Raw genomic sequence first — 24,596 nt, 5'->3', positions numbered from 1 at the left:
GCCGAAGCCGTTCCGTCGGGCGAAAATCTTGCCCCCGGCGGAACGAAACAACGGGGTCCTATGGGGTGGGCGCGTTGTAGTGGACGGTCCCGGTTCCGCCGATGTCGTAGCCGGACATCTCGGAAGCGCGTTCGGCAAATTCGTCGGAGGCCAGAAACCGCAGCAGTCGCTGAAACGGCGGGTCGAAATAGGCGCGACGCCAGACCAGCAAGTCGGTGCGGTCCTCCGCCAGAGGGATGAATCCCAGTCGATATTGCTCGGCCATCGCGGCGAGGCCGAAAGCCGCGTCCGCCTTGCCGTCGAGCACGAGGCGGGCCACGTCGTCCTCGGTTTTCGCCGGCGCTTGCGGACCGGCGAGAGCGGAGATGTCGACGCCGGCTTCCTGCGCCAACATCTCGAACAGGCGCTGGCCGCCGGCGCCCGGCTGGCGGCGGGCGAACCGAAGCGGCTTGAGATCGGCGATTGCGGCGATCTGCTTGGGATTGCCTGACTCGACGATCAGGCCGCATTGGCGCCGCGCGAATTCGATCAGCACCACAGGCGCTTCGCCGAGGATTCGGCGAACCGTGTCGACGTTCCAGCCGTCGCTTTCCCTGATATGGGTCGCGCAGGCTGCCGCATCTCCCCGTCCAAGTCGCGTGATCCCGTCCAGACTTCCATCGAAAAAGGCAGCCAATCCGCTGCCGGACTGGCGCAGCGCCCATTCCAGAAGGGGATCATGGCTGCCGGCCAGGATCAACGGCAATTGGCGGCTGGCCACGACAGGGCCGGAGCGGGACGCCGCTATCCAGGCCGCCACCTCATCTTCCGGGAACAACAACTTTCCGACGACGCGGACGCACGGGACCTCGCCATTCGCGGCGAGGTCGTAGACCTTGCGTTCCTTGATGCGCAGCAGATCGGCGAGTTCGCGGGTCGTCAGATAGGGGGGCGTCGATTCGGCCATCACCGCATTTAGCCGCGTCGGGGCGGTGGCGGCAAACCGCGACGCGAAGGATAGCGCGCCGAGAAAAGCGGGCCTCCCGGAGTTGACGACACCGAGCCGACGTTTACACGGTCCTGACCGCACATCGCCCGGCGGGCAGAAACCTGTTTGGAATTGCTTCGACCATGACGCAGCGCCTGTTCGGCATCACCGGCTGGAAGAACTCCGGCAAGACGACGTTGACCGAGCGTCTCGTCACCGAACTGACCCAGCGCGGATATCGCGTCTCGACGGTCAAGCATGCGCATCATGCCTTCGAGATCGATACGCCGGGCACCGATTCCTTTCGCCATCGTGCGGCCGGCGCGAGCGAGGTGGCGATCGTTTCATCCATGCGCTGGGCATTGATGCACGAATTGCGCGGCGAGAGCGAACCGACGCTCGACGCGATTATCGCCCGGCTCGAACCGTGCGACATCGTGCTCGTGGAAGGGTTCAAGGCCGCGCCGCATCCCAAGATCGAATGCCGCCGGACGGCGTCGAAGGAGCGCACGCCGATGCTCGGCACCATTCCGGCGATTGCCGCCATCGCCGCCGATCACCCGGTGGACGAGGCCGTCGTTCCGGTTTTCGATCTGGATGATGTCGCCGCGATCGCGACGTTCATCGTCAGCCAACAAGGCTTGGCCTGACGGGCCATGATTTGGTGGCCACCCCTGCGTGCCACCGTGACGAGCGCGCGTGTTCCGGCATCCGGCACGGTTGACCGCTCGGCGAGGAACGGCAGCAGCGTCTATAGGGTGCTGGGCGGAAGGGTGACCGTTGTCCGTTCGATTCCTGATAGCGTGAGCACGATTGACCGGGATCAAGGGCGACAACGGGATTCGCCGACAAAGATGATGCCGGTCGCGTGTCCGCAGAATCGAAAGGTCGTCATCCATGAACCTTGCCATGCCTTCCCAGGCGATCCGGGACATTGCCGTCCATGTCGACGGTTCGGACGGCGATGCGGCGAAGACGAGCCATGCCGACATGATCGCGACGATGTTCGACGCTCCCCTCATCGCTCTCCTGATGAATTATCTGCAGGCGGCTCCCATCCCGCCCGGGCCCGGCCGTTCATGGCTCAACGCCGAGCTCCGGAAGCGTGGCGTGGAACAGGGCGATGCCGCGGAAATACGCGCGCGGGAGCGTCTGGCAGGGTTGCGCGCGCCCAGCGAGATCAGACGGATCGACTATGCCTACCAGGAACTCGGGGCATGGATCGGACCGCCGGCGCGCTCTGTCGATCTTGTGGTCGTCGGACGCCCGCATGGCGACGGCGGGCAGTGGCCGGAGATATTCGAGGCCGTGATCTTCGATGCCGGAGCTCCCGCCTATGTCGTTCCGCCGAATGCGGTGAATGCCAGGGAACCGGAGACCATTCTCATCGCCTGGAAGGATGCGACCGAGTGTTCCCATGCCATCAAGGCGGCCCTCCCGTTTCTCCAACGGGCGAAGGGGGTGTATCTGGTTTCGGTCGCGGAGACGTCCTCGGACGAGGAACGGCATCGGGAGTCGGTGGCCGATATGGCCCGGCATCTCGCGCGGCACGGCGTCGCCGTCGAGATACGGCACCTGCCGCAGTCGGACGATCCGGCCGCTGTTCTTTTGAACGAGGCCTCGAGCCTCGGCGCGGAATTGATCGTCGTCGGCGCATACGGGCGTACGCGGCTTCGCCAAATGCTGTTCGGTGGCGTCACCCGCGAACTCCTGGAACGCAGCACGATTGCGTTGCTCATGGCGCACTGACGCCTCCCGCCCAATGGCCGCTCGGCAGAACGATCACCGGTGACGCACGATGCCCGCCCATAGCCAGGACGAAACGATCACCTTCCTGACGTCTGAGGCCTTCGACGACGGCGATGCGTCGACGGTCAAAACGATCGTCACGCATATTTCCACTGTCCTTCTCTCGGGTGAGCGGGCGATCAAGCTGAAACGGCCGGTGCATCTGCCCTATGTCGATTTCTCGACGCCCGAGCGCCGGCTCGCGACCTGCGAGCGGGAACTCGTGCTCAACCGGCGCACCGCACCAAAGCTCTACCGCGCCGTGCGCCGGGTGACGCGCGAGCCGGACGGCAGTCTCGCCATCGACGGCGAAGGGCAGCTCGTCGACGCCTTTGTCGAGATGCGCCGTTTCGACGAGGATTGCCTGCTGGATCGCATGGCGATGGAGGGCACGCTGACGGCGCCTCTGATGGCGCGGCTCGCTCACCGGATCGCGGCATTCCATGCCGGCATCGCGCCCGATCGCAGCGTCAGCGGCTCGGCTCAGGTGGCCCTGGTCCTCGATATCAACGAGCGCGCGCTGGCGACCACCGAGGTGTTTCCCGAAGAGGCGGTCGCCGATTTCAATCGCCGGTTCCGCGAGGGTTTCGCTCGCCTGATGCCGCTCTTCGACGCGCGCGGCGCGGCGGGCAAGGTCCGCCGCTGTCATGGCGATCTGCACTTGCGCAATATCTGCGTCTTCGAGGGCGAGCCGACGCTGTTCGATTGCCTCGAATTCGACGAGGCCATGGCCACCACCGACATCCTCTATGACCTGGCCTTCCTGCTGATGGATCTCTGGCATCGGGGGCTGGAGGAACGCGCGAACCTCGTCCTCAACCGCTATCTGGACGAGAGCGACGAGACGGACGGTCTGCCGCTGCTGGCGTTCTTAATGGCGCTGCGTGCCGCGGTTCGCGCCCATGTCACCGCGACGCGGGCCGCCGATGCCGGGCCCGACGGGTCGACACTGAGAGCCGAGGCGCATGATTATTTCGATCTCGCGCTCGATCTCCTGCGGCCCCGCGCCGGTCGCCTGGTGGCGGTCGGGGGACTGTCGGGCTCCGGAAAATCCACCGTCGCGGCGGCGATCGCGCCGCGGATCGGGCCGCCGCCGGGCGCGCGCATCCTTGCCAGCGACCGAATCCGCAAGCACCTGTTCGGCGTTGCCGCCGAAACCCCGCTGCCGGCCGAGTGCTACCGGCCGCAGGTTTCCGAAACCGTTTACGCGCGGCTGGCCGAACAAGCCGGCGCGATCCTGCCCCTTGGGCACGGCGTCGTCGCCGACGCGGTGTTCGACCGCCCGCCCGACCGGGAGCGGATCGCCGGCATTGGTGAGGGCGGGTCGCTCCCCTTCCTTGGGCTGTGGCTCGAAGCCCGGCCCGAGCGGCTGGTCGAGCGGGTCGCCGCCCGTCGCGGCGACCCCTCCGATGCCACGCCGGAGGTTGTGCGGGATCCGGTGAGCCGGTCGCGTGCGCCGGCCGATTGGACGCATCAGTCGAGCGAGGCCGAGATCAGTGCGGTGGCCGCGGCGGCGCGCCGCGTCGTCGAGGGGGCTTCGGACGGTCCGATCCACCGCGTGGCCAGAGATCGGCGCGACGACTGAATCGCACGCTCGCGATCAGTCGCCGTCCCCATCGGCCGCCGCCGCCCTGGTGCGAAGAGCCTGTTTCATCAGCTTGCCGTTGACGTTGCGTGGCAGGGGCTCACTGGTGAAGGTGAAGAAATCCGGCACCTTGTAGTCGGACAGGCGCTCGCCGCAGAAGGTTTTGAGGGCCGCCTCGTTGAGGTCCGGATCTGACCGGTGGACAAAGGCGTGGACCTTTTCGCCGAGCACCGGATCGGGCCGGGGAACGACCGCGGCTTCGGCGACGCCGGGATGGAACGACAGGACGTTCTCGACCTCGGCGCTGTAGACCTTGTAGCCGCCGCGATTGATCATGTCCTTGAGCCGGTCGTGGATATAAAGCAGCCCGTTTCCATCGAAACGCCCGACATCGCCGGATTTCCAGAACCCCGCGTGAAAACTCTCGGCGGTCTTTTCCGGCAAGTTCCAATAGCCCGGCACGACCATCGGCCCGCCGATCCAGACCTCGCCGGATTCCCGTGTCGCGACCTCGTGTCCCGCCGCGTCCATGACGCGGATCTCGGCGCAGGGCGCGGGCGCGCCGACGCTGGCGGGAGCGGCGGCCTGGCCGCCGGGCGGCATGATCGTGGCCGGCGACGTGGTTTCGGTCGATCCATAGGCCTGGATCAGGTCGAGGTTCGGCAAGAGCTTGGCGATGCGTTCGATCGTGGCGACCGGCATTGGGGCGCCGCCGAAGGCGCCGATGCGCCAGGCGCCGAGGTCGTGCCGGGCGAAGTCGGCGCGCAGCAGACACAGATTGTACATCGCCGGGACGAGGATCGTCACTGTCATCCGTTCGTCGGTGGCGAGGGCGAGAAAGGCGTCGGCGTCGAATTTTTCCATCATGACCACCGCTGCCCCGGCGGCGAGCGGTGCATAGACGCTCGCGATGAGCCCGGTGACGTGGCTCGCGGGAACTGCCACCACCGAGCGGTCGGCGGCCGTCAGGGCAAAGCAATGAGCATAATGCAGGCATGAGTGGACGATGTTGAGATGGGTCAGCATCGCGCCTTTGGGCGTTCCGGTGGTGCCGGAAGTGTAGAGGATGACGGCGATATCCTCTTCGCGAAGATCCGGCGGTGTCGTCACCGGCGCCGCGGCAAGCAGATCCTCGAAGCTGGTGCCCGCCGGCCCGTCGATCGCCGCGCTCGCCATCGTATCGGGCAATATCCCGGCCTTTTCTGCGTCGCAGATGGTCAGGCCGGCGCCGCAATTGTCGAGAATGAAAGCTATTTCCCGCGCGCTCGCCCTGACGCTCAAGGGGACCGCGATGGCGCCGGCGCGCACGATGCCGGTCAGCGCCGCGACAAATTGCCAGCGGTTGCGGACCAGGAGGCCGACCCGGTCGCCCTTGGCGATGCCGCGCGAGGCCAGCCCGCCGGCCACGCCGTCGCTCATCGTGTCGAGCTGGGCGTGAGAAATCCGGAGGGTCCCGTCCACGACGGCATCGTCTTGCGGGTTGGCGGCGGCGGCAGCGCGAAGCATGGCGTCGGCGTTGGCCGGACGATCCACGAAACAGGTGACGACGCGATCGCCAAAATGCGCCTCGGTGCGCGTGGCGGGCGCGTCTTTCCAGAAGCGCCGGGAGGCTGTCATGCAGCCTCGGCCACCACATTGGCGCCGCGCTCGATGCCCCAGACGTGGTCGAGCACGGTGTGCGAATGGGTGAGTTCCGACATGCTCATGACGATCGAGAGCGCGTCGCTCTTCAACGCCGAGATCACGTCCGATAGCCGCTGCGCCAGCGCCGGCGCCACGCCCTCGAACGGTTCGTCGAGCAAAAGGAGGCGCGTGCCGACCGTCAGCGCTCGGCCCAGCGCCACCATCTTCTGCTGTCCGCCGGACAACAATAGCGCCTTGCGGTCCGACATGGTCACCAGTTCCGGCATGATCTCGTAGACCACCTTGAGGCGCGCGGCGCCATCGACGGACGTCACCCAAGTGGGCAGAAGGATGTTTTCCTCGACCGTCAAATCGGGGATCAGTCCACGCGTCTCCGGCATGTAGCCGATGCCCAGGCCGGCCCTTTTATGCACTTCCAGGCCGGTGATGTCGGTGCCGTCGAAATGCAGACGTCCCCGCGTCAACTTGGTGATGCCCATGATGGTGCGCATCACCGTCGTCTTGCCGGCGCCGTTGCGGCCGGCAAGGCCGACCATCTCGCCGGCGCCGACCTCGAGCGAAAAGCCGCGCACGGCCTCGACCGAGCCGATCTTTACGTGGGCGTCCTTCAGGCTGAGCATCGGTCTACCTCGCCGTTCCGGTGACATATTTCTGCACCGCCGGGTCCGAGAGCACCTCGTCGGGTGCGTCGTCGGCGATGATCTCGCCGGCGTAGAAGGCGAGCACCCGGTCGGCGTAGCGGGTCACGATATCCATGTCGTGCTCGACGAAGATCACCGCGGCGTCCTCGCCCGACAGGGCTTTCATTACCCGGTCCATCAGGGGAAACTTTTCTTCGGAACTGACGCCGGAGGTCGGCTCGTCGAGCAAGAGTACCCTGGGGCGGCTCGCCAGCGCCATGGCGATGTCGATCAACTTGCGCACGCCGCCGGGCAATTCGTCGACCGGTTGATCGGCGTAGTCGGACAGGCCGAAGCGGCCCAGCATTTCATGCGCCCGGTCGAGCGACTCCTCCGTATGGGCCGGACGGAAGAAGGACGGGCGGTCCTTTTTGGCGATGTCCATGGCGACCAGAATGTTGTCGACCGGCGTCATGGTTTCGCAAAGCTGCGGGATCTGGAAGGAGCGGCACATGCCGCGCCGGGTGATGTGCCGTGGCGCGAGGCCGGTCACGTCCTGGCCGTCGAGCAGCACCTGCCCGGAATCGGGCTTGAGATAGCCGGTGACCATGTTCACGAAGGTCGTCTTGCCCGCTCCGTTCGCGCCGATGAGCGAAAGCCGCGCCGTCGGGGTGACGGAGATATTGATGTCGTTTGCCGCGACTAGCGCGCCGAAGGATTTCATGAGGCCGCGCGCCTCGAGAACGGCTTCGCTCATTCGGCTGGCTCCTCGTCCGGCGTGGTGTTCCGCGCCCGCCATTTCGATGCGGCCCGCCCGCCCGTAGCGCCGGCCCACAGCGATCCGAAGCCGCGCGGCAGGAACAGGATGACCAGCAGCAGGAACAGGCCGAGCGCCAGCTGCCAGCTGTCGGGGAAATATTGGTTGGCGAAGGACCGCACGAGTTCGGTGACCAGCGCCGCGCCGAACACCGCGACGACGCTGGCATAGCCACCGAGGACGGCAATGAATACGACTTCTCCCGACGTCGTCCAGTAGGCGAAGAACGGGTCGATATGCCCCAGCGCGACGCCGTTGAGCACGCCGCCGAGGCCGGCGAGAACGCCCGCGAGGATGAAATTGCGGGCGGTGAGGGCGAAGACCGAGGCGCCGAGATATTCGACTCTCAGTTCATTCTCCCGCGCGGCCAGCGAGATGAGCCCCGGGCCGCTGTCGAAATAGATTCGGCAGACCGCGGCGGAGATGGCGGCGACGCCCACTGCCACGGCGTAGAGCGCGAAATCGGCGGACCCGGTGCCCGGCAGATAGCCGAGAAAAGTGGGCTGCGGCACGTTGAAGCCGTCCGAACCGCCGATCGCCGTGACCTTGGCGAGAACGCCGTACAGCACCATCGACAGGGCCATGGTCAGCATGGCGAAGAAGATGCCGCGATAGCGCGCGATCAGCGGCGAGACGAGGGCGGCGACGAGGCCGCCGGAAAGCCCGCCGACGATCAGCAGGACGAAGACGTCGGTGATCCCGAGCCGGCTGGCCAGCATGCCCGACACATAGGCGCCGACGCAGTAATAGAGCCCTTGGCCGAAGGAGACGAGACCGCCGCGCATCAGGGCGACGATGCCGAGCGCGATCAGTCCGAAGGCGATCGCCTTGGTCATGGTGAAGAGCAGCCAGAGCGGCAGCATCCAGCCCAGCGCGATGAAGACGATGGCGCCGAGGACGGCGATGGCGAGGGTTCGTAGAGGCGCGCTCATATCTTGCGCGCCTGAACCGGGGTGAACAGGCCTTCGGGCCGGAAGATCAGCACGACGACCATGACCAGATAGATGATGAAAATCTCCGCCTCCGGTATTTCATAGACCGCGAAGGATCGCGCCAGTCCGACGATCAGCGCCCCGATCGCGGCACCGGGAATCGAGCCGAGGCCGCCGATGATGACGACCGCGAAGCTGACGATGATCACGCTGACACTGATGCCCGGCTGCACCGAAATGAGCGGGCTGGTGAAGGCCCCGCCGAGGGCGGCGAGAAAAACGCCGAGGCCGAAAGCGAGAAGATAGATGCGGGTGACGTTGACACCCATCGCCGCGCTCACCTCCGGCTCGTTGATCACCGCGACGGTGATCTTGCCGATCCGGGTGCGGGTGAGGCCAAGCCAGACGCCGACGCCGCAGACGATTGCCAGCCCGATCAGCGCGATGTCGTAGCCGACATAGAACAGGCTGCCGACCTCGACATTGCCGAACAGATTGCGCGGCTCGAAGACGTAATAGGGGTCGACCCCGAAGACCATCTTGGTGATGTCCTCCAGCATCAGGAACACCGCGTAGGTGACCAGCAGGACGAGAACCTCGTCGCGGCCGTAGAAAAACCGTAGCAGCCCGCGCTCGATGAGTGGGGCGACGACGATGGCGACGGCCAGCGCGGCGATGAACATCGCAACCAGGCTGAACCATTCGGGCAGGCCCCAGCCGGCGAACAAGGGCACGGCGACCGCCGCGGCATAGGCGCCGAGGGCGTAAAGGCCGCCATGGGCGAAGTTGAGGATGCGCAACACGCCGAAAACGAGCGTCAGCCCGAGCGCGACGATGAACAGCCAGGAAGCGTAGATCAGTCCGTCGAGAATGATGGTGAGAACGATGTCCATCGCGGCGTGGTCCACCCGTCGCAGGATTGCGGTAAACCGGGCCGCTCGGCGGCCCGGTCGTTTTGCCGTGTCAGATCATCATTTGCATGTGGCGCCGGGGAAGCCGGCGTTGATCCATTCGAGACCCTTCATGTCGGCCGGCGGGTTCACGCAGCGCGCGTCGAACCGAATGATGTCGTCGAGGATGATCTCGCCGTTCTCATCCTTCTTCGAACGGCCGAAGCCAATCGGCTGGATCGCCTGGTGGCCGTTGCCGTTGACCATCTCGATCAGGCCGCCGGGGCTTTCCCAGCTCAGCCCCTTCATGGCCGCGGCGAGTTCGTCGCTGCTGGGCTTCTTGCCGCCGTTTTCGGCCATGGCCTTTTCGACGGCGGTCTTCAGGCCGAGGATCGCCTGCGCCATGCGATAGGGCGCCTGCACCGGCATGACGTCGTAGGTGGACTCGTAGTTGTCCTTCCACCACGTATTCAGCTCGGATTCAGGCGCCATGAAACCGTAGGCACCACGGGCGCCGACGATCGCCCCCTCGGGCATGTTTTTACCGAGAGGCGGCAGCGAGTGATCGCCGGCGGAAAATGCTACCTGGCTGCGCTGGAACAGGCCGCGCGGCAGTGACTGCAGGATCAGCGCCTGCAAGTCGCCGCCCCAGAGCGAGGAGTGCACAACGTCGGCCTTGCCCTGCAGCAGGGCCGAAATCTCGGTGCCGTACTGGCCGGCGCCGAAGGCGGGGAAAAGCTCGGCGGTCACGGTCGCGTCGGGATAGATCTGTCCCATGGCGGCCTTGAAGTCGCCCCAGCTGTCCTGACCCCAGGCGTAGTCCTGGTTGATGCCGGAGAACGTCTCGACCTTGATATCCAGTGCTTTCAGGTAGCGGGCCAGCCCGACGTTGTCCTGGGTTGCGTGAGCCGCGGTGCGGAAGACGTATTCGTAGTCATTTTCCTCGAAGACCCGGGGTGTGCCGCAATCATAGAGGATCGTGAACTGCTTGAGTTCCTCGGCCACCGGCGCGACGGCCAGACAGTCGCCGGAGCCGACATAGCCAACCACGACGTCGACGTTCTCGCGTTGCACCAGGTTGCGGTATTCCTGCACCTGCACAGTGGCGCCGCCGGCTTCGTCGATCACCACCGGCTCGATCGTCAAGCCGCCGAAGCCCTTGGTGTCGTAAGGGGCGGGGGCCTCGCCGGCGTTCAGTTTCTCGATCAGCATCTTGCCGCCGTCCCAAGCGGGGACGCCGAAGCTCTGGGCGGCCTGGCCGGACAGGAAGGTGACCACGCCGATCTTGAACGTTTCCTGCGCCGCGGCTGCGCCGGTCAAGGCGAAGGCGGCCGTGGTGGCCATCAGCGCGGCGGCGATGCCGGCGTGTGAAGATTTCTGTTTCATTGACGTTTCCTCCTCTTTGGAGGTCCGTTTCGCGCAGACCGCGGCGGACCTTGTTTATCGGTTTGCGGTGGGTGTTCAGGGCCGCCGGTCTCCCATACCGGTCGGCCAGCTCTGTCGTTAACGGCGGGCGCCTCCCTTTTGCGTCGCGGACAGATGCACCGGCTCGTCCGGATCGCAGCCCGCAAGGACGTAGCCACGCCGGAAGTCGTTGATGTGCCGGCGCATCCAATCCGCCGCCAGGGTCGCGTCGCGTTTCTTAAAGGCTGCAATGATGTGTTCGTGCGCCTCGATCAGCCGCGCGCCGGCCTGGCTCAGGCGTGGCAGCATCCGTTCATTTGCCGGAAACAGCAGCATCGCCGCGGGTTCACGCGCCAATTGCCAGGTGGCATTGCCGGTTGCTTCGGCGATCAGCGCATGGAATTCGAGATCCAGCGTGGTCAGGATGCTTCCCTCGGCCACGGCCACGCGGGTGCGGGCGAGGTTGTCCTCCAGCGCTTCGATCTGCTCGGGTTGGATCGCGAGCGCCGCCTGCGCCGCCGCCGCCGGCTCCAGCGCCAGCAGCAACTGCCAGAGTTCGTCGAAACTGACGCGCTGCAGCGCCAGAGCGCGGCTGGCGCGGGTGCTTAGATCCTCGGCGCGTGGTGCCGAGGCATAAAGGCGCCGGCCGGTGCGGCGCTGCACCAGGCCGCTCTCTTCGAGCAGCCGCAAGCCTTCCCGCGTGGTAGAGCGATGGACGCCGAGGCGCGCCGCCAGTTCGGTCTCGGTCGGCAGCCGATCGCCGAGCGCGAGACGGCCGTCGAGAATCTCCCGCTCGATCGTCTCGAACACCAGCCGATAGGCCGGCGCGGACTCGATCGCCGCAAAATGCGTCGCGGTGTCCTGGGTCTGCTGGGGCGCGGCAACACTCGATACCGCCCCCGGCGTTCGATCCGCCATTGGCAACACACGTCCCGGCAAAGGCCGGGCCTCCTCCCATGAGTGCCGCGGCTCTTCCGGCCGTCGACGTTTCTCATTGTCCGACAATCAGACTAAGCGGAGGATCAGGGAAGCGTCAACCGAGGAATGTGGTTCGCGACGCTCCGTCGGCCTTATCCGCAGCGAACCTTGACGATCCGGTTCTCCGCGTCGGTTTCGAGGTTCAGCCGGGTCTCGACAAATTCCTGGGTAATCGGCTGGTTGGGATAAAGCACGCGCACGTCCTCGACGCCGGAGGCCGCCTTTGCGGCCTCGGTGGCTTCGACATTGGCGATTCGGCCGAGGACGCCGCGGGCTGCGTTGGCGTTGCAGGCTTCCAGCTCAGGCGCAGGCATGCTCGGCCCACCGACCGGCATGGGCAAGCTTTGCGGCGGCGGTACGGGCTCGGCGCGGTTGCTCGCGGTGCAGCCGGCCGTGATGATCGCCACACCCGAAAGGATTGCCAGTGAAAGGGTTCGTTGCATGCCGCTTCCTTCATGATCCGCCGTGATGCAGGCATTCGACCCTAGCGGAATCACCGCCGGGATTGAGGTGCATCCTCGTTGTCCGGGCGCAGATTAGCGCACCGTCCGCAAAAGACGAAAGCCAGCCACGAATCCGTGAGAATCGGCGGTCCTTTTCCCGGCGGGAGCGGCGCCTATGTCATAGCCCCAACACCAATTCCTGCCCCCCGACGCCGTGCCTTGGAGCCATTGCCATGAAATCCGTTCTCGCCGTCACCGCCGCCCTTGCCGGACTCGTCGCGATACCCTCCGCCGGTCAGGCTCAAGAAGGTTGCGGCACCATCCAGATCGCCTCGATGAACTGGGCCTCGGCCGAGGTGATGGCCGCGATCGACCAGTTCATCCTCGAGAACGGTTTCGGCTGCGACGCGCAACTCGTGCCCGGCGACACGATGCCGACCTTCACGTCGATGACCGAAAAGGGCGAGCCGGACGTCGCCCCGGAGATCTACGTCAAGCAGTTCAAGGAGCAGATCGAGACGGCGCTGAAGGAAGGCCGGATTGCCTATGGCGCCAAGGTGCTCAAGGATGGGTCGGAAGAGGGATTCTGGATTCCGCAATATCTCGCCGACGCGAATCCGGACATCGTCACGGTCTCGGATGCGTTGAAGCGTCCCGAGCTGTTCCCGTCGCCGCAATCGTCGGACAAGGGCGCGTTCTATGATTGTCCGGCGGGCTGGGGCTGCCAGATCGTTCTCCACAACTTCTTCAAGGCCTATGATGCCGAGGAAAAGGGGTTTGAACTCGTGCCGACCGGATCGGCCGCCGGTCTCGACGGCTCCATCGCCAACGCCTTCGAGGCCAGGCAGGGCTGGCTGGGCTATTATTGGTCCCCCACCGCGATCATCGCGCGGTATCCGATGAAGAAGCTTGAGTGGGACGTTCCTTACGACGACGCCGAGTGGTTGAACTGCACGACCCAGGCGGATTGCGAGGACCCCAAGCTGAACGCCTGGACGGAAGCCGAGGTCTACACGCTGATGACGCCGAAGCTTGCCGAGGATTCGCCGGAAGCCGCCGCCTATCTCGAGCAGCGCGCCTGGGGCAATGAAACCGTCAACAAGCTGCTGGCCTGGAAGGACGAGAACCAGGCGACGGGAGAGGACACCGCGTTCTACTTCCTCGACACCGAGGAGGAGGTCTGGACCAAGTGGGTCTCTCCCGAGGTCGCCGAGAAGGTCAAGGAAGCGCTCTAACTTCTCGGGCTTTATCGATACGCCGGGCTGCCGTAGCGACATTCGTCAGATGATCGTGGAAAGCCCGGCGACAATGGCCCAAAACGCGGCGCCAACCATCGCCAGCAGCGACAGCGCCGTACCCGCGGAGCGCTGCCAGCCGGGCGCATCCGCGGCGGTAAAATGCAACGCGTGCAGGAAACGGCCGGCGGTCAGAAGCAGGCCGAACCCGTGGATCGCCCAGGCCGGCCCGCCGAGAAGGGCCACGGCAAGCAGCGTGATCAGCGTTACCGGGATGAATTCCATGGCGTTCGCGTGGCCGCGCATGATCCGGATCATGCGCGGATTGCCGCCGTCGCCCATTAACACCTTCTCGCTCTGGCGCACGCGCCCGGTCTGGAACGCCAGCCAGACGAGAATCAGCGTGTTGAGGCCCGCGTAGATCGCGAGAGCCCCGATCGCATCGGTGGTCGCTTCCAACATGGTGTTCATCCCGTACCGGCGGCGCGTTCGCGGCCTGATCCGTAGGGTTTAAGGCGGTGTCGCTGGGATGTCGATCCGGGTTGTAACCCCAGGTTGTCTCCATCTATTGCCCTGCGGCAGACCTGTGCCGGCATGAAGGGAGGCGCGTTCACCGCATCTTTCAGCTAGTCTTCGCTTCGTCGGCATCCGCGACATCGGCAGATGTCATGCGCGTGCGAACCGAAGGGACGAAGCTATGATGCCACTGCTGCTGGGACTGATCGTTTTCCTCGGGGTTCACTCGCTGCAAATCTTCGCTGACGATGGGCGGGGCCGGCTGATCGCTCGCCTGGGCGAGAGCCAGTTCAAGCTTACCTATTCGGCCCTGTCCTTGATCGGGCTGCTGCTGATCATCTTCGGCTATGGGCAGGCGAGGGCGGACGCCAGCGTGCTTCTGGTCACCGCCGTCCGGCCTTCGCCATCTGGCATTCCTTCTGGTGCCGGTGGCGTTCATCCTTGTTGCCAGTGCTTACTCCCCGGCCGGTCACATCAAGGCCGTGGTTCGTCATCCGATGGTGCTCGGCGTCGCGGTCTGGGCCTTGGCCCATCTTCTCGTCAACGGCACCGACGCCGACCTCGTGCTGTTCGGCGGCTTCCTGGCTTGGGCGCTCGTCGACTACGCCAGCGCGCTTCGGCGGACCGCGACGGACGTCGTGCAAGCGGCCGCCGTCAAAAGCCTTCGCGGCGACATGATCGCGGTGGTCATTGGCCTCGTCCTGTCCGCCGCCTTTTTGTTCGGACTGCATGACTGGCTCATCGGCGTGCCGCTGCTTGGATAGGATCGGCAAGAGCTTGCCCTTTCACAGACGCGAAAAATCGTTAGAAGACGCCATGTCCGTTGTGTGCGTCAGCTGCGACGGATGGTGTGCCGCGATGATTTTTCGAAGAGTGGGTGAATGAGCGACGACAGTTTCTTCCGGGAGGTCAGCGACGAGCTTCGCCAGGACAAGGTCAAGGCCGTCTGGACGAAGTTCGGTACGTGGATCTTCGCCGCCGTCGTCCTCGCTGTCGCCATTACGGCCGGTGTCGTCGGCTGGGATCGTTACCGGACCGCGCAGGCCAATGCCTCCGGAGACTCATATCTCGCCGCGCTGGATCTGGCCCGGGATGGCAAACGGGACGAAGCCGTGGTGGCCCTCGAAGCGATCGCGGCGGACGGCTACGGAGCCTATCCCGACCTTGCCCGGATGAGCATCGGCGGCGTCCTGCATGAACAGGACAAACCCGATGAAGCCGTCGCCGCCTTCGACGGCGTTGCGAACGATTCCGGCGTGCCGCAGCCGATCCGCGATATGGCCGCCGTCCGGGCGGCCTACATTCTTGTCGACAGCGGCACGCTCGACGACGTCCGCGGCCGCGTCGAACGCCTGACCGGCGACAGTGAAGCGCTGCGCTTTCCGGCGCGCGAGGCGATCGCCTTAGCGGCATGGAAGGCGGGGGATCGGGAAACCGCACGCCAGCTCTTCCAGCAACTCCTCGACGATGCGGGGGCGCCGAGCGGCATTTCCGGGCGAGCGCGCATGATGCTCGAAGTGATCGCCGCCAGCGACCCGATGGCGGCCGCCGCAGCACCGGTCGAGCCCGCGGACACTGCGGCTCCGGGCGGAGAGGCTGCTGACGCAGCGCCGGCAACACAACCGGCCACCGATTCCGATGTGATAGGCGGCGGCACAAGCCAGCCGGCGTCCGCCGACACGACGTCCGACGATGCGCCCGAACCGGCGAGCGCCGCCGCGCCGGTGGACGAGACGAATTCGCAGGCCGCGCCGTCCTCGACGCCCTCGCAGGCGGTGAGCGAGCCGGCGCCAGCAGCCGGCGCGAACTGATCCCAATTGGCATCCGGCGAACCGCCGGGCGCCCCATCGCTCCGGAGGAGTGCGGAGACCATCATGGTCACCATCGCCATCATCGGCCGGCCGAATGTCGGCAAGTCAACTCTGTTCAACCGCCTCGTCGGCAAGCGGCTGGCGCTCGTCGACGCCCGGCCGGGCGTCACCCGCGACAGGCGCTCGGGTGACGCGTCGCTGATGGATCTCGAGTTCGAGATCGTCGACACGGCGGGTCTGGAGGAAGCCGGGGCGGAGACACTGGAGGGGCGCATGCGCGCCCAGACGGAAGCGGCGATCGCGTCGGCGGACCTGTCGCTGTTCATGATCGACGCCAAAACCGGTCTCAATCCCCAAGATCTCGCCTTCGCCGATCTGATGCGGCGGACCGCCGCAAAGGTCGTGCTGGTCGCCAACAAGGCCGAGGCGAAGGGCGCCGAGTCGGGCCTTATCGACGCCTATTCGCTCGGGCTCGGCGAGCCGATCGGCATTTCGGCCGAGCACGGCGTCGGAATGGCGGAGCTTCGCGACGCCATCGTCGAGGCCCTGGGCGACGCGGTCCTTGACTATGCGGACGAGGACGAGGACAGCGACGATAGTGGAGACGCGCAGAGCGAGGCGGCCTTTACGGATGAAACGGAAGAGCCGGCCTACGATGCGACCAAGCCGCTGCGAATCGCCATCGTCGGACGGCCGAATGCCGGCAAGTCGACGCTGATCAACCGCTTCATCGGCGAGGATCGCATGCTGACCGGCCCCGAGGCCGGCATCACGCGCGATTCCATCTCGGTCGAGTGGGAATGGCGCGGGCGCAAGATCAAGCTGTTCGATACGGCTGGCCTTCGGCGCAAGGCGCGAATCCAGGAAAAACTCGAAAAGCTCTCCGTCGCCGATGCGCTCCGCGCGATCAAATTTGCCGAAGTCGTGGTCGTGGTGCTCGACGTCACCATTCCCTTCGAGCGTCAGGACCTTTCGATCGTCGACCTCGTCGTGCGCGAAGGCCGGGCGCCGGTCATCGCCTTCAACAAATGGGACCTCGTGGAGGATCGGCAGGCCGTGCTCGCCGATTTGCGCGAGAAGACCGGTCGTCTCTTGCCCCAGGCGCGCGGCATACAGGCCGTGACGGTGTCGGGCGAAACCGGCGAAGGAATCGACCGGCTGATGCACGGGATCGCCGAGGCACATGAAATCTGGAACCGCCGCGTCTCCACCGCGAAATTGAATCAGTGGCTCGATCGGATGGTCGGACATCATCCCCCTCCGGCGGTGGCGGGCCGGCGGGTGACGATCAAATACATGACCCAGGTCAAATCGCGCCCGCCGACCTTCATGTTGTCCACAACTCGGCCGGAGGCGCTCGGGGCGTCGTATACGCGCTATCTTATCAATGGGTTACGGGACAGTTTCGGGCTTCTCGGCGTGCCGATCCGTCTCGGATTGCGCAAACCGGACAATCCTTACGCCGCAAAAGCGAAGCGGCGGTCATGAAATGACCATCATCTGTTAACCAAGAAACAAGGTTAATGGGGGAAATTCGGTGGAAGTCCATCGAATGAAGACGGTTTTGGGGACGTAATGACGGCTGTTGATTTGGTAGCAGGGGGACGCATGCAACGCCGTTCGTCGAAACGCGCCGCACGCGCTATCGTCGTCGCGGCCGGCAGCTTCGCGACTCTCACCGCGTTTACCGGTCAACTCGCCTATCAGGATATGACAAGCCTGCTCGGCGGTTCCAGAGAAGCAAACCGCTGGCAGTCGTATTTTGTTCCATCGCCGGCGGGCTCGGTGGAAACCGCCAAGATCGCATTCGCCGATTCCGGCAAGAACAGCCGCCTGCCGGCCGGTAGCGGCGTAAAGGCCGGCAATGGCGACCTCTTCACCATCGACACGGTTCAGCAGGCGCTCGACACGCCCGACGAGAACCGGGTGGCGCGAGCAGAGAAGGGGCGCCGGGTCATTTCTCTCATGCCTGCCGCCCAACTGCCGCCGCGCGGCTTCTCCGCCGGCTCGATCCTGGAGCGGCAGTCGCTGCTCGGATCGCGGGTCACCGGCGGCCAAGAGCGCATTCGGAGCGCCTTCTCCAAGGTGACGCAGTCCACCAAGGACGCGATGACCGTCGCCATGAATTTCCAGCTCAAGGGTCCGCCGACGATCAAGCCGGGCAAGGAGAGGGCGACCAACGACATGTTAATGCTGGCTTCCCTGAAGCCTTCGGACGCCGCGACCGCCGCGCTCGGCTATGCACCTTCGGGACCGCAGTCGGGCCGCGCTTCCTCGCTGTTCGAGAAAATCCTGAAGGATACGCCGCAGGCGTTCATTCCGCCGATCGGCGAGAATGATCATGCCTGGGCCGCGACGCCCCTGCCGGCGACCGCCTATTCCGAGAAGGAGCAGAAGTGTCTTGCCAATGGCCTGTATTTCGAGGCGCGAGGCGAGTCGACGCTGGGGCAGGCGGCAGTGGGGCAGGTTATCCTGAACCGCGTTCGCAACCCGGCATTCCCGAACACGATCTGCGGCGTCGTCTACCAGAACAAGAGCTGGCGCAATCGCTGCCAGTTCTCCTTCGCCTGCGATGGCGCGCGTGATCGCATCGCCGACAGCGGCGCTTGGGCGCGCGTGTCGCGCGTCGCCGAACAGGTGACCAAGGGCGAACTCTGGATCAACGCGGTCGGCTCGGCGACCCATTATCACGCCAATTACGTTCGGCCGCGCTGGGCGCGCGCCATGGAAAAGGTCGATAAGATCGGCAAGCACATCTTCTACCGTACCTTCAACGGCGGCTGGTAAGTAGCACGCGCCATCGCGAATCCCCCGGCTTTGGCCGAATTTCGAGCGCTCATTCCCGCGTGAAATATTTCCGCATTCGGCTGTATCGGTCGGATCGCGCGACCCGGTCATTTTGCCGCCGCCGAAAAATGCGCTAGAGCCCAAAGCTCCTCATTTACAACGGTCGGACACATGGCTCAGAAAACCAAGCACCTGCTCCATATCCTGGCCGCCCAGCCGGTCATCCCCGTCGTTGCGGTGGACAGCGCCGCGGAAGGCGTCGAACTGGCGCGCGCCTTGGCCGCCGGCGGCCTGAAGGCTATCGAGGTCACGCTGCGTACGCCGGCCGCCCTCGACGCGATTCGGGCGATCAGCAGCGAAGTGCCGGAGACGGCCTGCGGCGCTGGCACCATTCTCGAGCCGAAGCAATTCGACCGCGCGGCGAAGGCCGGCGCGAAGTTTATCGTATCGCCCGGCGCGACGGTGGAACTTCTCGACGCCGCGAGATCTTCGGACGTTCCGTTGTTGCCGGGATCGGCAACGGCCAGCGAATTGATGGCGATGCTGGAAGAGGGCTACGAGGTGCTGAAATTCTTCCCGGCCGAACAGATCGGCGGCGCCGCCTTCCTCCGCTCGATCGCTCCGGTCTTTCCCGCCTTGCGTTTCTGCCCGACCGGCGGCGTCTCCATGAGCAACGTACGCGACTATCTCGCGCTGCCGAACGTCATCTGCGTCGGGGGCTCGTGGGTGGCGCCGAAGGCCGCGGTTGCGGCCGGCGACTGGGCGGAAATCACCCGTCTCGCGCGGGAAGCCGTGGCGCTTCGCGGCGGCGGCTGAGCCGCGGTGCCTCGCGCCGTGCCCGATCCGGGGGCACGCTCTTCGCGGCACGGTTCAGACCCTTGTCGGGGCGAAGCCGGTCACGGCGCACAAGCATCTTGACGCGGCAACGGCTCCCGGTCATGGTCCCGGCCGGAGCGCGGGCGTAGTTCAGCGGTAGAACGCAAGCTTCCCAAGCTTGATGTCGTGGGTTCGATCCCCATCGCCCGCTCCAGCCTCCGGACTCTCGCAGGTGCTGCTAGGTCGTCTCGCCGAAGGGCGGACCGCCGAGCGGGACGTGGTCGTCGGACAGATCATCCGCACCGAGCCCAAGCGCCTCCTGGGCGATCTTCGCATGGAGCTGCCCCACCGTCGCGAGAGCATGGCCGCACGCGCTGCACGCGATCTTTTCATGATCGGGCGTGCTCTCGTCGAGATTGATCCGATTCTCGGCTCCGCACTTGTCGCAGCGCATCGTCATCGCGTTCTTCATTTCGTTCACCTTTGCTATGGCCCTCGATGTCGCCTCGGCCTGCCATCCGTGCCGAACCATCTAGCGGCCTCTGCCCGATCACCAAGGGTGAGAGCGGCACCGTCAAACCTGGACGAGTAGCGCAGTTGCGTACATCGCCACCGCGCCGACGCCGATGCCGGACAGCGCGGTGGCCGACAGCCAAGGCTGCCCCTCGGCGCGCGCCTGCCGGATCAAAAGGGCGCCGACCTCGACGATGACTTGAAGGATCGCGCCAGCTCCCACGGCGAAGGCCAGGGCCGCCCAATGCGGGGAGAAGGCGTAGCTGCCGATCCATATTCCGGCGACGGCAGGTAAGCCAGCCAACGCCGCCAGGGCGACGAAGACCCACAGGCTCGGCCGTTTTTTCGTCATTGGCGCAACGATGCCGATGCCCTCGGTCAGATTATGCAGGGTGAAGCCGAGCACCAGGAACGAACCGAGCGCCGCCGCGCCCGTCGCGAAGGCGGAGCCGATCGCCAATCCCTCGCCGAAATTGTGCAAACCGATCCCCAGCGCGATCGCGGTGGCGAGGCGAACGCCCTCCAGTGTGCCGCCCTTCCGCCTGCCGACGATCATCAGCACCGCGAATGTCAGCGCGGCGACCAGCCAGACCAGAACGCCCGCGTGGAAGCCCGGCGCGGCTTCGCCCGCCAGTTCCAGCGCTTCCTCCAGTGTATCGATCAGCAGAAACGCCAGCAGTCCGATCGTCAGCGCCAAGGCGAACTGAAACGTCCGCCTGCCGCCGGAGCGAAGCGCGGGGTAGAACAGCATGCCCAGCGCGACGGGAACCACTCCGACGAACAATCCGATGAGGCCGAAGGCACCCAGCATGCCCGCCGTGGCGACGGGGGTGGCGATCGCGACATCGATGGTGTGATCGAAGGTGACGCCGGTCGACGTCAGCAGGGTCACATGGTGAGTTTCACCTTGCACCCAGGCGTAGGGAATGCGGAGCCACGCGTCGCTCATACGCTCCAATGCCCCGGCGGGCTCCTGGGTGAAGGTCCAATAGGCGCCGTCGACCTGTAATTGGGCGATGGTCATCGGTTCGGACCCGCCAGCGCGGACGTGTAGCGCGATGCCATCGCTGTCGAGGACGGTCCGCTCGACCGTCAGCTCTTCGGTGGGCGGTGTCCCTCCGTTCAAATAGCGAAAGGGATCGCTGGCCAGAAAAGCCGCCGCGACCGCGAGGATCAACACGAGGGGCAGGGCAATACGAAGAATGGTTCGGGTCATCGCGATCAACCTTCCCGTGCCGGCTTCGTTGTGCCGTCTTGCACATCGAAGAGGCTCATCCAGCCAAGCTCGGCGAATTCCGACTGGTGGGCGTGAAACATGTAGAGACCCGGCTCGTGGTCCTTGAAACTGATCTCGGCGATGCCGCGCTGGCCCTGGCATTGCATGATCGTGTCGACGGTCTTCAGCGTCGGTGTTAGCGTCGTTCCGTGATCGAAATAGTCGAAGAAATTCGCGTGCAGGTGCAGCGAGTTGATCGGGTCGAACTCGGTGATGTTGATCAGATAGAGCCGGATCGGCCGCGCCCGGTCGACGACGATGGGGCGCTTGGAATAAGCGTGCGCGATCGAATTGACCGCGTAGATCTCGTTCTCGTCGTCGAAGTTCGTGTCGAAGCCGTTCATCACCAGAACGAACTCCTGCCAGAGCGCGTTTTCGGGGGAGCCGAGAACGCGCGAACGGGCGACATCGGCTAGCTCGAGGTGACGGGCCGGGTCCGGATCGATGATGAAGGCGCCGTAAAGCCCCTTGTGGATGTGCCGTTTCAGCGGGACCGAATGGCAGTGATAGAGGTGACAGCCGAAGGGAAAGGCGTCGAACTCGTAGGTGAACTCGCCGCCCGGCAGCACGTTTCCCGCACCGGGAACGCCGTCCATCCGTGCCGCATGGATGCCATGGAAATGGATCGTGTGCGGATGCGAGCCGAAATTGCGGAAGCGGACGCGAACGCGATCGCCTTCGCCGACCCGCAAGGTCGGGCCGGGCACGCGGCCATTATAGGTCCAGGCGGGGAAGAAGATCCCCGGCGCGATCTCGATCTCCTTGTCTTCGGCGATGATATCGAATTCTCGGAGCGTATGGCCGTCCGGCAAACGCGACGCGGTCCCGGTGTCCCAGTCGGTCAGGATGTCATGCGGGTCGAAGCCATTGCGCTCGTAATCCACCTCGCCGACCGTGGTCATGCCGTCATGGGTGTTGTGTGCGTCCTCCGATGTCTGGTGGCCAGCATGTTGCTCGCTGTCAGCCGCGGCCTGCGGGGCGGCAGGCGATGTCGACGCCTGGCCCAACGCCAGGCGAACCGCCGACGATCCACCGAGAAGCGCTCCTGCCCCCAGCAGAAAGCGGCGTGTGGTGGGATATTCGAACCAAGATGGCATTGCGTAGCTGCTCCCGTGTCGATTCCTTGGCCGTTGAAGGAATCTCGGCATTCGTCATAATTGCATGATGCTATAAAATATAGCCTTGGCTACAAATGACTTTGAAGCGGGAGTTTTGTCAACCAACAAAGGTGTCCGATTTCGCGGTTGGCGATGCCAACCCGATTGGCTATGCATGACGGTAATGACGAAGGTTCAAACGAGCGCCATTCCCGCCTTGCCCGATGCGGATCAGCAGGCGGCCAATTTCCAGCGGGTGCGAGAAGTCCATCAGCAGGAGGTGGCGGAAGATTACGTCGAGTTGATCGCCGACCTGATCGACAGCACCGGGGAGGCCCGCGCGGTCGATATCGCCCGGCGGCTGGGCGTTGCCAACACCACCGTCGTCAAGACCATTGCGCGATTGCAGCGGGACGGACTGGTTTCGAGCCAGCCCTACCGGGCGGTGTTTCTGACCGAGGCCGGCCGAAAAATGGCGGTCCGCTCAAGGCGACGGCACGAACTCGTCGTCAGCTTCCTTCGCGCGATCGGCATTAGCAATGAGACCGCCCAGCGCGATGCCGAGGGCATCGAGCATCACGTCAGCGAGGAGACGCTGGCGGCGTTCGAGCGGGTCGTGCGCGCCAAGGCGGCCGACTCGGCTTAAGGCCGGATAATGAGACCGTCGGGAGCCGCGCTGCGCCTTCGTGGAGCGTCAGCCCTCCGCGATCAGCCGCCCGTTCAGCGCGTCGCGGATCAGCTTCCGGGTCTCGTCGAGGCCATACAGGGCCGCGAACGAACCGAAACGCGGTCCGCGTTCCTGCCCGATCAGGATCTGGTATAGCGCCTGGAACCATTCGACCGAGACACCGGGGCCGCCCTGCGGGCCGGTCTTCTTGTGGTCCTGATAGCGCTCGATCGGCCGCGCGACATCGAGCAGCGCGTTCTGGATCGCCTCGCCGTCAGCGTTTTTCGGCAAGGCCGCAAGCTTCGCGTCGAGTGCCTCCAGCGCCTCGCGCTCGACCTCGTCGGGCGCGCGAAACGTCTTCGAAGGTCTGACGAAATCCTCGAAATAGCGCAGCGCATAGGCGACGAGCCGATCCAGGTCCGGATCGGTCTCGGGGGTGACGCCCGGCGCGTAGCGGGTGATGAAGCCCCAAAGCGTTGCCGTGTTCGAGGCGTTGGAGGCCGAGACCAGATTGAGCAGCATCGCGAAGGGTACCGCGACGGCCTTTTCCGGAGGGTGGCCGTCATGGACATGCCAAACCGGGTTCTGCAGCCGCTGACGCGGTTCCTGGCGCTGATAGGCCGCGACGAACTGGTAATAGTCGTCGACTGCTTTCGGGATGACGTCGAAGAACAGCCGCTTGGCCGCCCTTGGCTTCTGGAACATGTAGAAGGCGAGGCTCTCCGGGGAGGCATAGGCGAGCCACTCGTCGATGGTCAGGCCGTTGCCCTTCGACTTGGAGATCTTCTGGCTTTTCTCGTCGAGAAACAGCTCGTAGTTGAAGCCTTCCGGTGGTGTCGCGCCGAGCGCCCGGCAGATCTTCGACGCCAGGGTGACGGAATCGATCAGATCCTTGCCAGCCATTTCATAGTCGACGCCGAGCGCCGCCCAGCGCAGCGCCCAGTCCGCCTTCCACTGGCACTTGACCGCGCCGCCGGTTACCGGCGTCTCGATCCGCTCGCCGCTGTCGGGATCGAGATAGGTGATGGTGCCGGCGTCGGCGTTGCGATCGACCATCGGCACCTGGAGGACGATGCCGGTCTTCGGATGGACCGGCAGGAAGGGCGAATAGGTCGCGCGACGGTCGGGGCCGAGCGTCGGCAGGATGATCTCCATCACCTCGTCATAGGCGCCGAGCATCTTCATCAGCGTCGCGTCGAAGCGCCCTGAGGCATAATAATCGGTCGCCGAGGCAAATTCGTAGTCGAAGCCGAAGCGGTCGAGAAATGCCATCAGACGGGCGTTGTTCGCCGCCCCGAACGAGGGGTGCTCATTGGAAAACGGGTCCGGCACCCGCGACAGCGGCTTGCCGAGATGGGTCAGCATCATCTCCCGGTTCGGCACGTTGTCCGGCACCTTGCGCAGGCCGTCCATGTCGTCGGAGAAGCACAGGAGGCGCGTCGGAACCGCGTCGTCGGTCAGGACGCGAAAGGCGTGGCGCACCATCGACGTGCGGGCGACCTCGCCGAAGGTTCCGATATGCGGAAGGCCGGACGGACCATAGCCGGTTTCGAACAGCACCGTCGCCGGCATGCCGCTGGTCTCGAAGCGCTTGAGGAGCTTGCGCGCCTCCTCGAAGGGCCAGGCGTTGGAGGCCAGGGCTTCCTCGCGCAACGGTCGTTCGGCGACCGTGTCCGTCTCCGGGGTCTGCATGGTGCGTCCTTGCATGGTTGGCTTTTCCGCTGCGCTCGGCTCCTCTTGGTAACAGAAGGCATTGCGGGCAGGGAAGGTCGCGCCCGGTCTAGAAAGAAGCGGGGGGGCCGTCAACAAA

General features: G+C 65.2%; 24 protein-coding genes, 1 tRNA gene and 1 pseudogene. 12 read left to right on the top strand and 14 right to left on the bottom strand.

The genetic code is table 11. The features are described from left to right. Nucleotides 1-58: 58 nt before the first annotated feature. Entirely contained in the window at nt 59-946 is an 888-nt protein-coding gene (locus VSX60_RS06935; protein ID WP_327623415.1) for a helix-turn-helix transcriptional regulator, read from the bottom strand. Between the two features lie 164 nt (nt 947-1,110). On the opposite strand from VSX60_RS06935, the gene mobB reads away from it, so the two are divergent. The 3 genes from mobB to VSX60_RS06920 all read left to right on the top strand — a co-directional run bounded on the left by mobB (nt 1,111) and on the right by VSX60_RS06920 (nt 4,340). Then, nucleotides 1,111-1,617: a molybdopterin-guanine dinucleotide biosynthesis protein B gene (gene mobB / locus VSX60_RS06930; RefSeq protein WP_327623414.1), complete on the top strand. Its 507-nt coding sequence runs from the start codon at nt 1,111-1,113 to the stop codon at nt 1,615-1,617. A gap of 247 nt (nt 1,618-1,864) precedes the next feature. Continuing rightward, nucleotides 1,865-2,716: a universal stress protein gene (locus VSX60_RS06925; RefSeq protein ID WP_327623413.1), complete on the top strand. Its 852-nt coding sequence runs from the start codon at nt 1,865-1,867 to the stop codon at nt 2,714-2,716. 49 nt (nt 2,717-2,765) lie between these two features. Continuing rightward, nucleotides 2,766-4,340 carry a bifunctional aminoglycoside phosphotransferase/ATP-binding protein gene (locus VSX60_RS06920; protein ID WP_327623412.1) on the top strand — a complete coding sequence of 525 codons (1,575 nt, stop codon included), beginning with the start codon at nt 2,766-2,768 and terminating at the stop codon, nt 4,338-4,340. A 15-nt stretch (nt 4,341-4,355) separates the two neighbouring features. Here VSX60_RS06920 and VSX60_RS06915 read toward each other — a convergent pair whose 3' ends face one another. From VSX60_RS06915 to VSX60_RS06880, 8 genes are all read right to left on the bottom strand, one after another. Continuing rightward, nucleotides 4,356-5,957 carry a class I adenylate-forming enzyme family protein gene (locus VSX60_RS06915; protein ID WP_327623411.1) on the bottom strand — a complete coding sequence of 534 codons (1,602 nt, stop codon included), beginning with the start codon at nt 5,955-5,957 and terminating at the stop codon, nt 4,356-4,358. Next, nucleotides 5,954-6,604 carry an ABC transporter ATP-binding protein gene (locus VSX60_RS06910; protein ID WP_327623410.1) on the bottom strand — a complete coding sequence of 217 codons (651 nt, stop codon included), beginning with the start codon at nt 6,602-6,604 and terminating at the stop codon, nt 5,954-5,956. Before VSX60_RS06910 ends, VSX60_RS06915 begins: the two co-directional genes overlap by 4 nt. A 4-nt stretch (nt 6,605-6,608) precedes the next feature. After that, a complete protein-coding gene (locus VSX60_RS06905; protein ID WP_327623409.1) occupies nt 6,609-7,361 on the bottom strand; it encodes an ABC transporter ATP-binding protein in 753 nt (250 codons plus the stop codon). Continuing rightward, on the bottom strand, nt 7,358-8,353 hold the full coding sequence (locus VSX60_RS06900; protein WP_327623408.1) for a branched-chain amino acid ABC transporter permease: 996 nt from the start codon (nt 8,351-8,353) through the stop codon (nt 7,358-7,360). The genes VSX60_RS06905 and VSX60_RS06900 overlap by 4 nt, the downstream gene beginning before the upstream one ends. Next, nucleotides 8,350-9,246, bottom strand: coding sequence for a branched-chain amino acid ABC transporter permease (locus VSX60_RS06895; protein WP_327623407.1), 897 nt, complete (start codon nt 9,244-9,246; stop codon nt 8,350-8,352). The genes VSX60_RS06900 and VSX60_RS06895 overlap by 4 nt, the downstream gene beginning before the upstream one ends. A gap of 78 nt (nt 9,247-9,324) precedes the next feature. Then, nucleotides 9,325-10,629: an ABC transporter substrate-binding protein gene (locus VSX60_RS06890; RefSeq protein WP_327623406.1), complete on the bottom strand. Its 1,305-nt coding sequence runs from the start codon at nt 10,627-10,629 to the stop codon at nt 9,325-9,327. 117 nt (nt 10,630-10,746) lie between these two features. Continuing rightward, complete coding sequence (locus VSX60_RS06885) at nt 10,747-11,565, bottom strand: FadR/GntR family transcriptional regulator (protein WP_327623405.1); 819 nt, start codon at nt 11,563-11,565, stop codon at nt 10,747-10,749. A gap of 152 nt (nt 11,566-11,717) precedes the next feature. After that, nucleotides 11,718-12,068 (bottom strand): I78 family peptidase inhibitor, encoded by a 351-nt coding sequence (locus VSX60_RS06880; protein WP_327623404.1) that lies wholly within the window; start codon nt 12,066-12,068, stop codon nt 11,718-11,720. Between the two features lie 233 nt (nt 12,069-12,301). On the opposite strand from VSX60_RS06880, the gene VSX60_RS06875 reads away from it, so the two are divergent. After that, a complete protein-coding gene (locus VSX60_RS06875) occupies nt 12,302-13,303 on the top strand; it encodes a glycine betaine ABC transporter substrate-binding protein (protein WP_327623403.1) in 1,002 nt (333 codons plus the stop codon). Between the two features lie 45 nt (nt 13,304-13,348). On the opposite strand, the gene VSX60_RS06870 is transcribed toward VSX60_RS06875, so the two are convergent. Beyond that, complete coding sequence (locus VSX60_RS06870) at nt 13,349-13,765, bottom strand: MAPEG family protein (RefSeq protein WP_327623402.1); 417 nt, start codon at nt 13,763-13,765, stop codon at nt 13,349-13,351. 235 nt (nt 13,766-14,000) lie between these two features. Here VSX60_RS06870 and VSX60_RS06865 point away from each other — a divergent pair. The 7 genes and pseudogenes from VSX60_RS06865 to VSX60_RS06835 form a co-directional block, all read left to right on the top strand. Then, a pseudogene (locus VSX60_RS06865) lies at nt 14,001-14,132 on the top strand (NnrU family protein); the annotation flags it as partial. Nucleotides 14,133-14,247: 115 nt separating this feature from the next. Beyond that, nucleotides 14,248-14,583, top strand: a complete 336-nt coding sequence (locus VSX60_RS06860; protein ID WP_327623401.1) for an NnrU family protein — start codon at nt 14,248-14,250, stop codon at nt 14,581-14,583. 117 nt (nt 14,584-14,700) lie between these two features. Continuing rightward, a complete protein-coding gene (locus VSX60_RS06855) occupies nt 14,701-15,630 on the top strand; it encodes a tetratricopeptide repeat protein (RefSeq protein WP_327623400.1) in 930 nt (309 codons plus the stop codon). A 60-nt stretch (nt 15,631-15,690) separates the two neighbouring features. Continuing rightward, nucleotides 15,691-17,118: a ribosome biogenesis GTPase Der gene (der, locus tag VSX60_RS06850; RefSeq protein ID WP_327623465.1), complete on the top strand. Its 1,428-nt coding sequence runs from the start codon at nt 15,691-15,693 to the stop codon at nt 17,116-17,118. Between the two features lie 120 nt (nt 17,119-17,238). Beyond that, a complete protein-coding gene (locus tag VSX60_RS06845) occupies nt 17,239-18,417 on the top strand; it encodes a cell wall hydrolase (RefSeq protein WP_327623399.1) in 1,179 nt (392 codons plus the stop codon). A gap of 171 nt (nt 18,418-18,588) precedes the next feature. Further along, complete coding sequence (locus VSX60_RS06840; protein ID WP_327623398.1) at nt 18,589-19,233, top strand: 2-dehydro-3-deoxy-phosphogluconate aldolase; 645 nt, start codon at nt 18,589-18,591, stop codon at nt 19,231-19,233. Between the two features lie 139 nt (nt 19,234-19,372). Continuing rightward, nucleotides 19,373-19,447 (top strand) — tRNA-Gly (locus VSX60_RS06835). A 24-nt stretch (nt 19,448-19,471) separates the two neighbouring features. Here VSX60_RS06835 and VSX60_RS06830 read toward each other — a convergent pair. The 3 genes from VSX60_RS06830 to VSX60_RS06820 all read right to left on the bottom strand — a co-directional run bounded on the left by VSX60_RS06830 (nt 19,472) and on the right by VSX60_RS06820 (nt 22,119). Continuing rightward, nucleotides 19,472-19,705, bottom strand: coding sequence for an MJ0042-type zinc finger domain-containing protein (locus VSX60_RS06830; protein ID WP_327623397.1), 234 nt, complete (start codon nt 19,703-19,705; stop codon nt 19,472-19,474). A gap of 102 nt (nt 19,706-19,807) precedes the next feature. After that, complete coding sequence (locus tag VSX60_RS06825; protein WP_327623396.1) at nt 19,808-20,962, bottom strand: ZIP family metal transporter; 1,155 nt, start codon at nt 20,960-20,962, stop codon at nt 19,808-19,810. Nucleotides 20,963-20,967: 5 nt separating this feature from the next. Then, the gene (locus VSX60_RS06820) at nt 20,968-22,119 is read right to left on the bottom strand and encodes a multicopper oxidase domain-containing protein (RefSeq protein WP_327623395.1); all 1,152 of its coding nucleotides are present in this window, start codon (nt 22,117-22,119) and stop codon (nt 20,968-20,970) included. A gap of 175 nt (nt 22,120-22,294) precedes the next feature. Between VSX60_RS06820 and mntR the strand changes: the two genes are divergently transcribed. Continuing rightward, nucleotides 22,295-22,765 (top strand): manganese-binding transcriptional regulator MntR, encoded by a 471-nt coding sequence (mntR, locus tag VSX60_RS06815; RefSeq protein WP_442873062.1) that lies wholly within the window; start codon nt 22,295-22,297, stop codon nt 22,763-22,765. A 48-nt stretch (nt 22,766-22,813) separates the two neighbouring features. Here mntR and VSX60_RS06810 read toward each other — a convergent pair whose 3' ends face one another. After that, nucleotides 22,814-24,478, bottom strand: a complete 1,665-nt coding sequence (locus tag VSX60_RS06810; RefSeq protein WP_442873064.1) for a lysine--tRNA ligase — start codon at nt 24,476-24,478, stop codon at nt 22,814-22,816. Between the last annotated feature and the right edge of the window lie 118 nt (nt 24,479-24,596).

The sequence above is a fragment of the Aurantimonas sp. A3-2-R12 genome (genome assembly GCF_036016755.1).
Classification (GTDB): Bacteria; Pseudomonadota; Alphaproteobacteria; order Rhizobiales; family Rhizobiaceae; genus Aurantimonas; species Aurantimonas coralicida_A.
The sequence above is the reverse complement of the archived record's forward strand: the minus strand, read 5'-3'. Positions and strand labels throughout refer to the sequence as shown.

Coding starts and splice junctions, on each gene's coding strand:
- VSX60_RS06935 (WP_327623415.1), bottom strand. CDS start 946: ATGGCCGAATCGACGCCCCCCTATCTGACGACCCGCGAACTCGCCGAT.
- mobB (WP_327623414.1), top strand. CDS start 1,111: ATGACGCAGCGCCTGTTCGGCATCACCGGCTGGAAGAACTCCGGCAAG.
- VSX60_RS06925 (WP_327623413.1), top strand. CDS start 1,865: ATGAACCTTGCCATGCCTTCCCAGGCGATCCGGGACATTGCCGTCCAT.
- VSX60_RS06920 (WP_327623412.1), top strand. CDS start 2,766: ATGCCCGCCCATAGCCAGGACGAAACGATCACCTTCCTGACGTCTGAG.
- VSX60_RS06915 (WP_327623411.1), bottom strand. CDS start 5,957: ATGACAGCCTCCCGGCGCTTCTGGAAAGACGCGCCCGCCACGCGCACC.
- VSX60_RS06910 (WP_327623410.1), bottom strand. CDS start 6,604: ATGCTCAGCCTGAAGGACGCCCACGTAAAGATCGGCTCGGTCGAGGCC.
- VSX60_RS06905 (WP_327623409.1), bottom strand. CDS start 7,361: ATGAGCGAAGCCGTTCTCGAGGCGCGCGGCCTCATGAAATCCTTCGGC.
- VSX60_RS06900 (WP_327623408.1), bottom strand. CDS start 8,353: ATGAGCGCGCCTCTACGAACCCTCGCCATCGCCGTCCTCGGCGCCATC.
- VSX60_RS06895 (WP_327623407.1), bottom strand. CDS start 9,246: ATGGACATCGTTCTCACCATCATTCTCGACGGACTGATCTACGCTTCC.
- VSX60_RS06890 (WP_327623406.1), bottom strand. CDS start 10,629: ATGAAACAGAAATCTTCACACGCCGGCATCGCCGCCGCGCTGATGGCC.
- VSX60_RS06885 (WP_327623405.1), bottom strand. CDS start 11,565: ATGGCGGATCGAACGCCGGGGGCGGTATCGAGTGTTGCCGCGCCCCAG.
- VSX60_RS06880 (WP_327623404.1), bottom strand. CDS start 12,068: ATGCAACGAACCCTTTCACTGGCAATCCTTTCGGGTGTGGCGATCATC.
- VSX60_RS06875 (WP_327623403.1), top strand. CDS start 12,302: ATGAAATCCGTTCTCGCCGTCACCGCCGCCCTTGCCGGACTCGTCGCG.
- VSX60_RS06870 (WP_327623402.1), bottom strand. CDS start 13,765: ATGTTGGAAGCGACCACCGATGCGATCGGGGCTCTCGCGATCTACGCG.
- VSX60_RS06855 (WP_327623400.1), top strand. CDS start 14,701: ATGAGCGACGACAGTTTCTTCCGGGAGGTCAGCGACGAGCTTCGCCAG.
- VSX60_RS06845 (WP_327623399.1), top strand. CDS start 17,239: ATGCAACGCCGTTCGTCGAAACGCGCCGCACGCGCTATCGTCGTCGCG.
- VSX60_RS06840 (WP_327623398.1), top strand. CDS start 18,589: ATGGCTCAGAAAACCAAGCACCTGCTCCATATCCTGGCCGCCCAGCCG.
- VSX60_RS06830 (WP_327623397.1), bottom strand. CDS start 19,705: ATGAAGAACGCGATGACGATGCGCTGCGACAAGTGCGGAGCCGAGAAT.
- VSX60_RS06825 (WP_327623396.1), bottom strand. CDS start 20,962: ATGACCCGAACCATTCTTCGTATTGCCCTGCCCCTCGTGTTGATCCTC.
- VSX60_RS06820 (WP_327623395.1), bottom strand. CDS start 22,119: ATGCCATCTTGGTTCGAATATCCCACCACACGCCGCTTTCTGCTGGGG.
- mntR (WP_442873062.1), top strand. CDS start 22,295: ATGACGGTAATGACGAAGGTTCAAACGAGCGCCATTCCCGCCTTGCCC.
- VSX60_RS06810 (WP_442873064.1), bottom strand. CDS start 24,478: ATGCAGACCCCGGAGACGGACACGGTCGCCGAACGACCGTTGCGCGAG.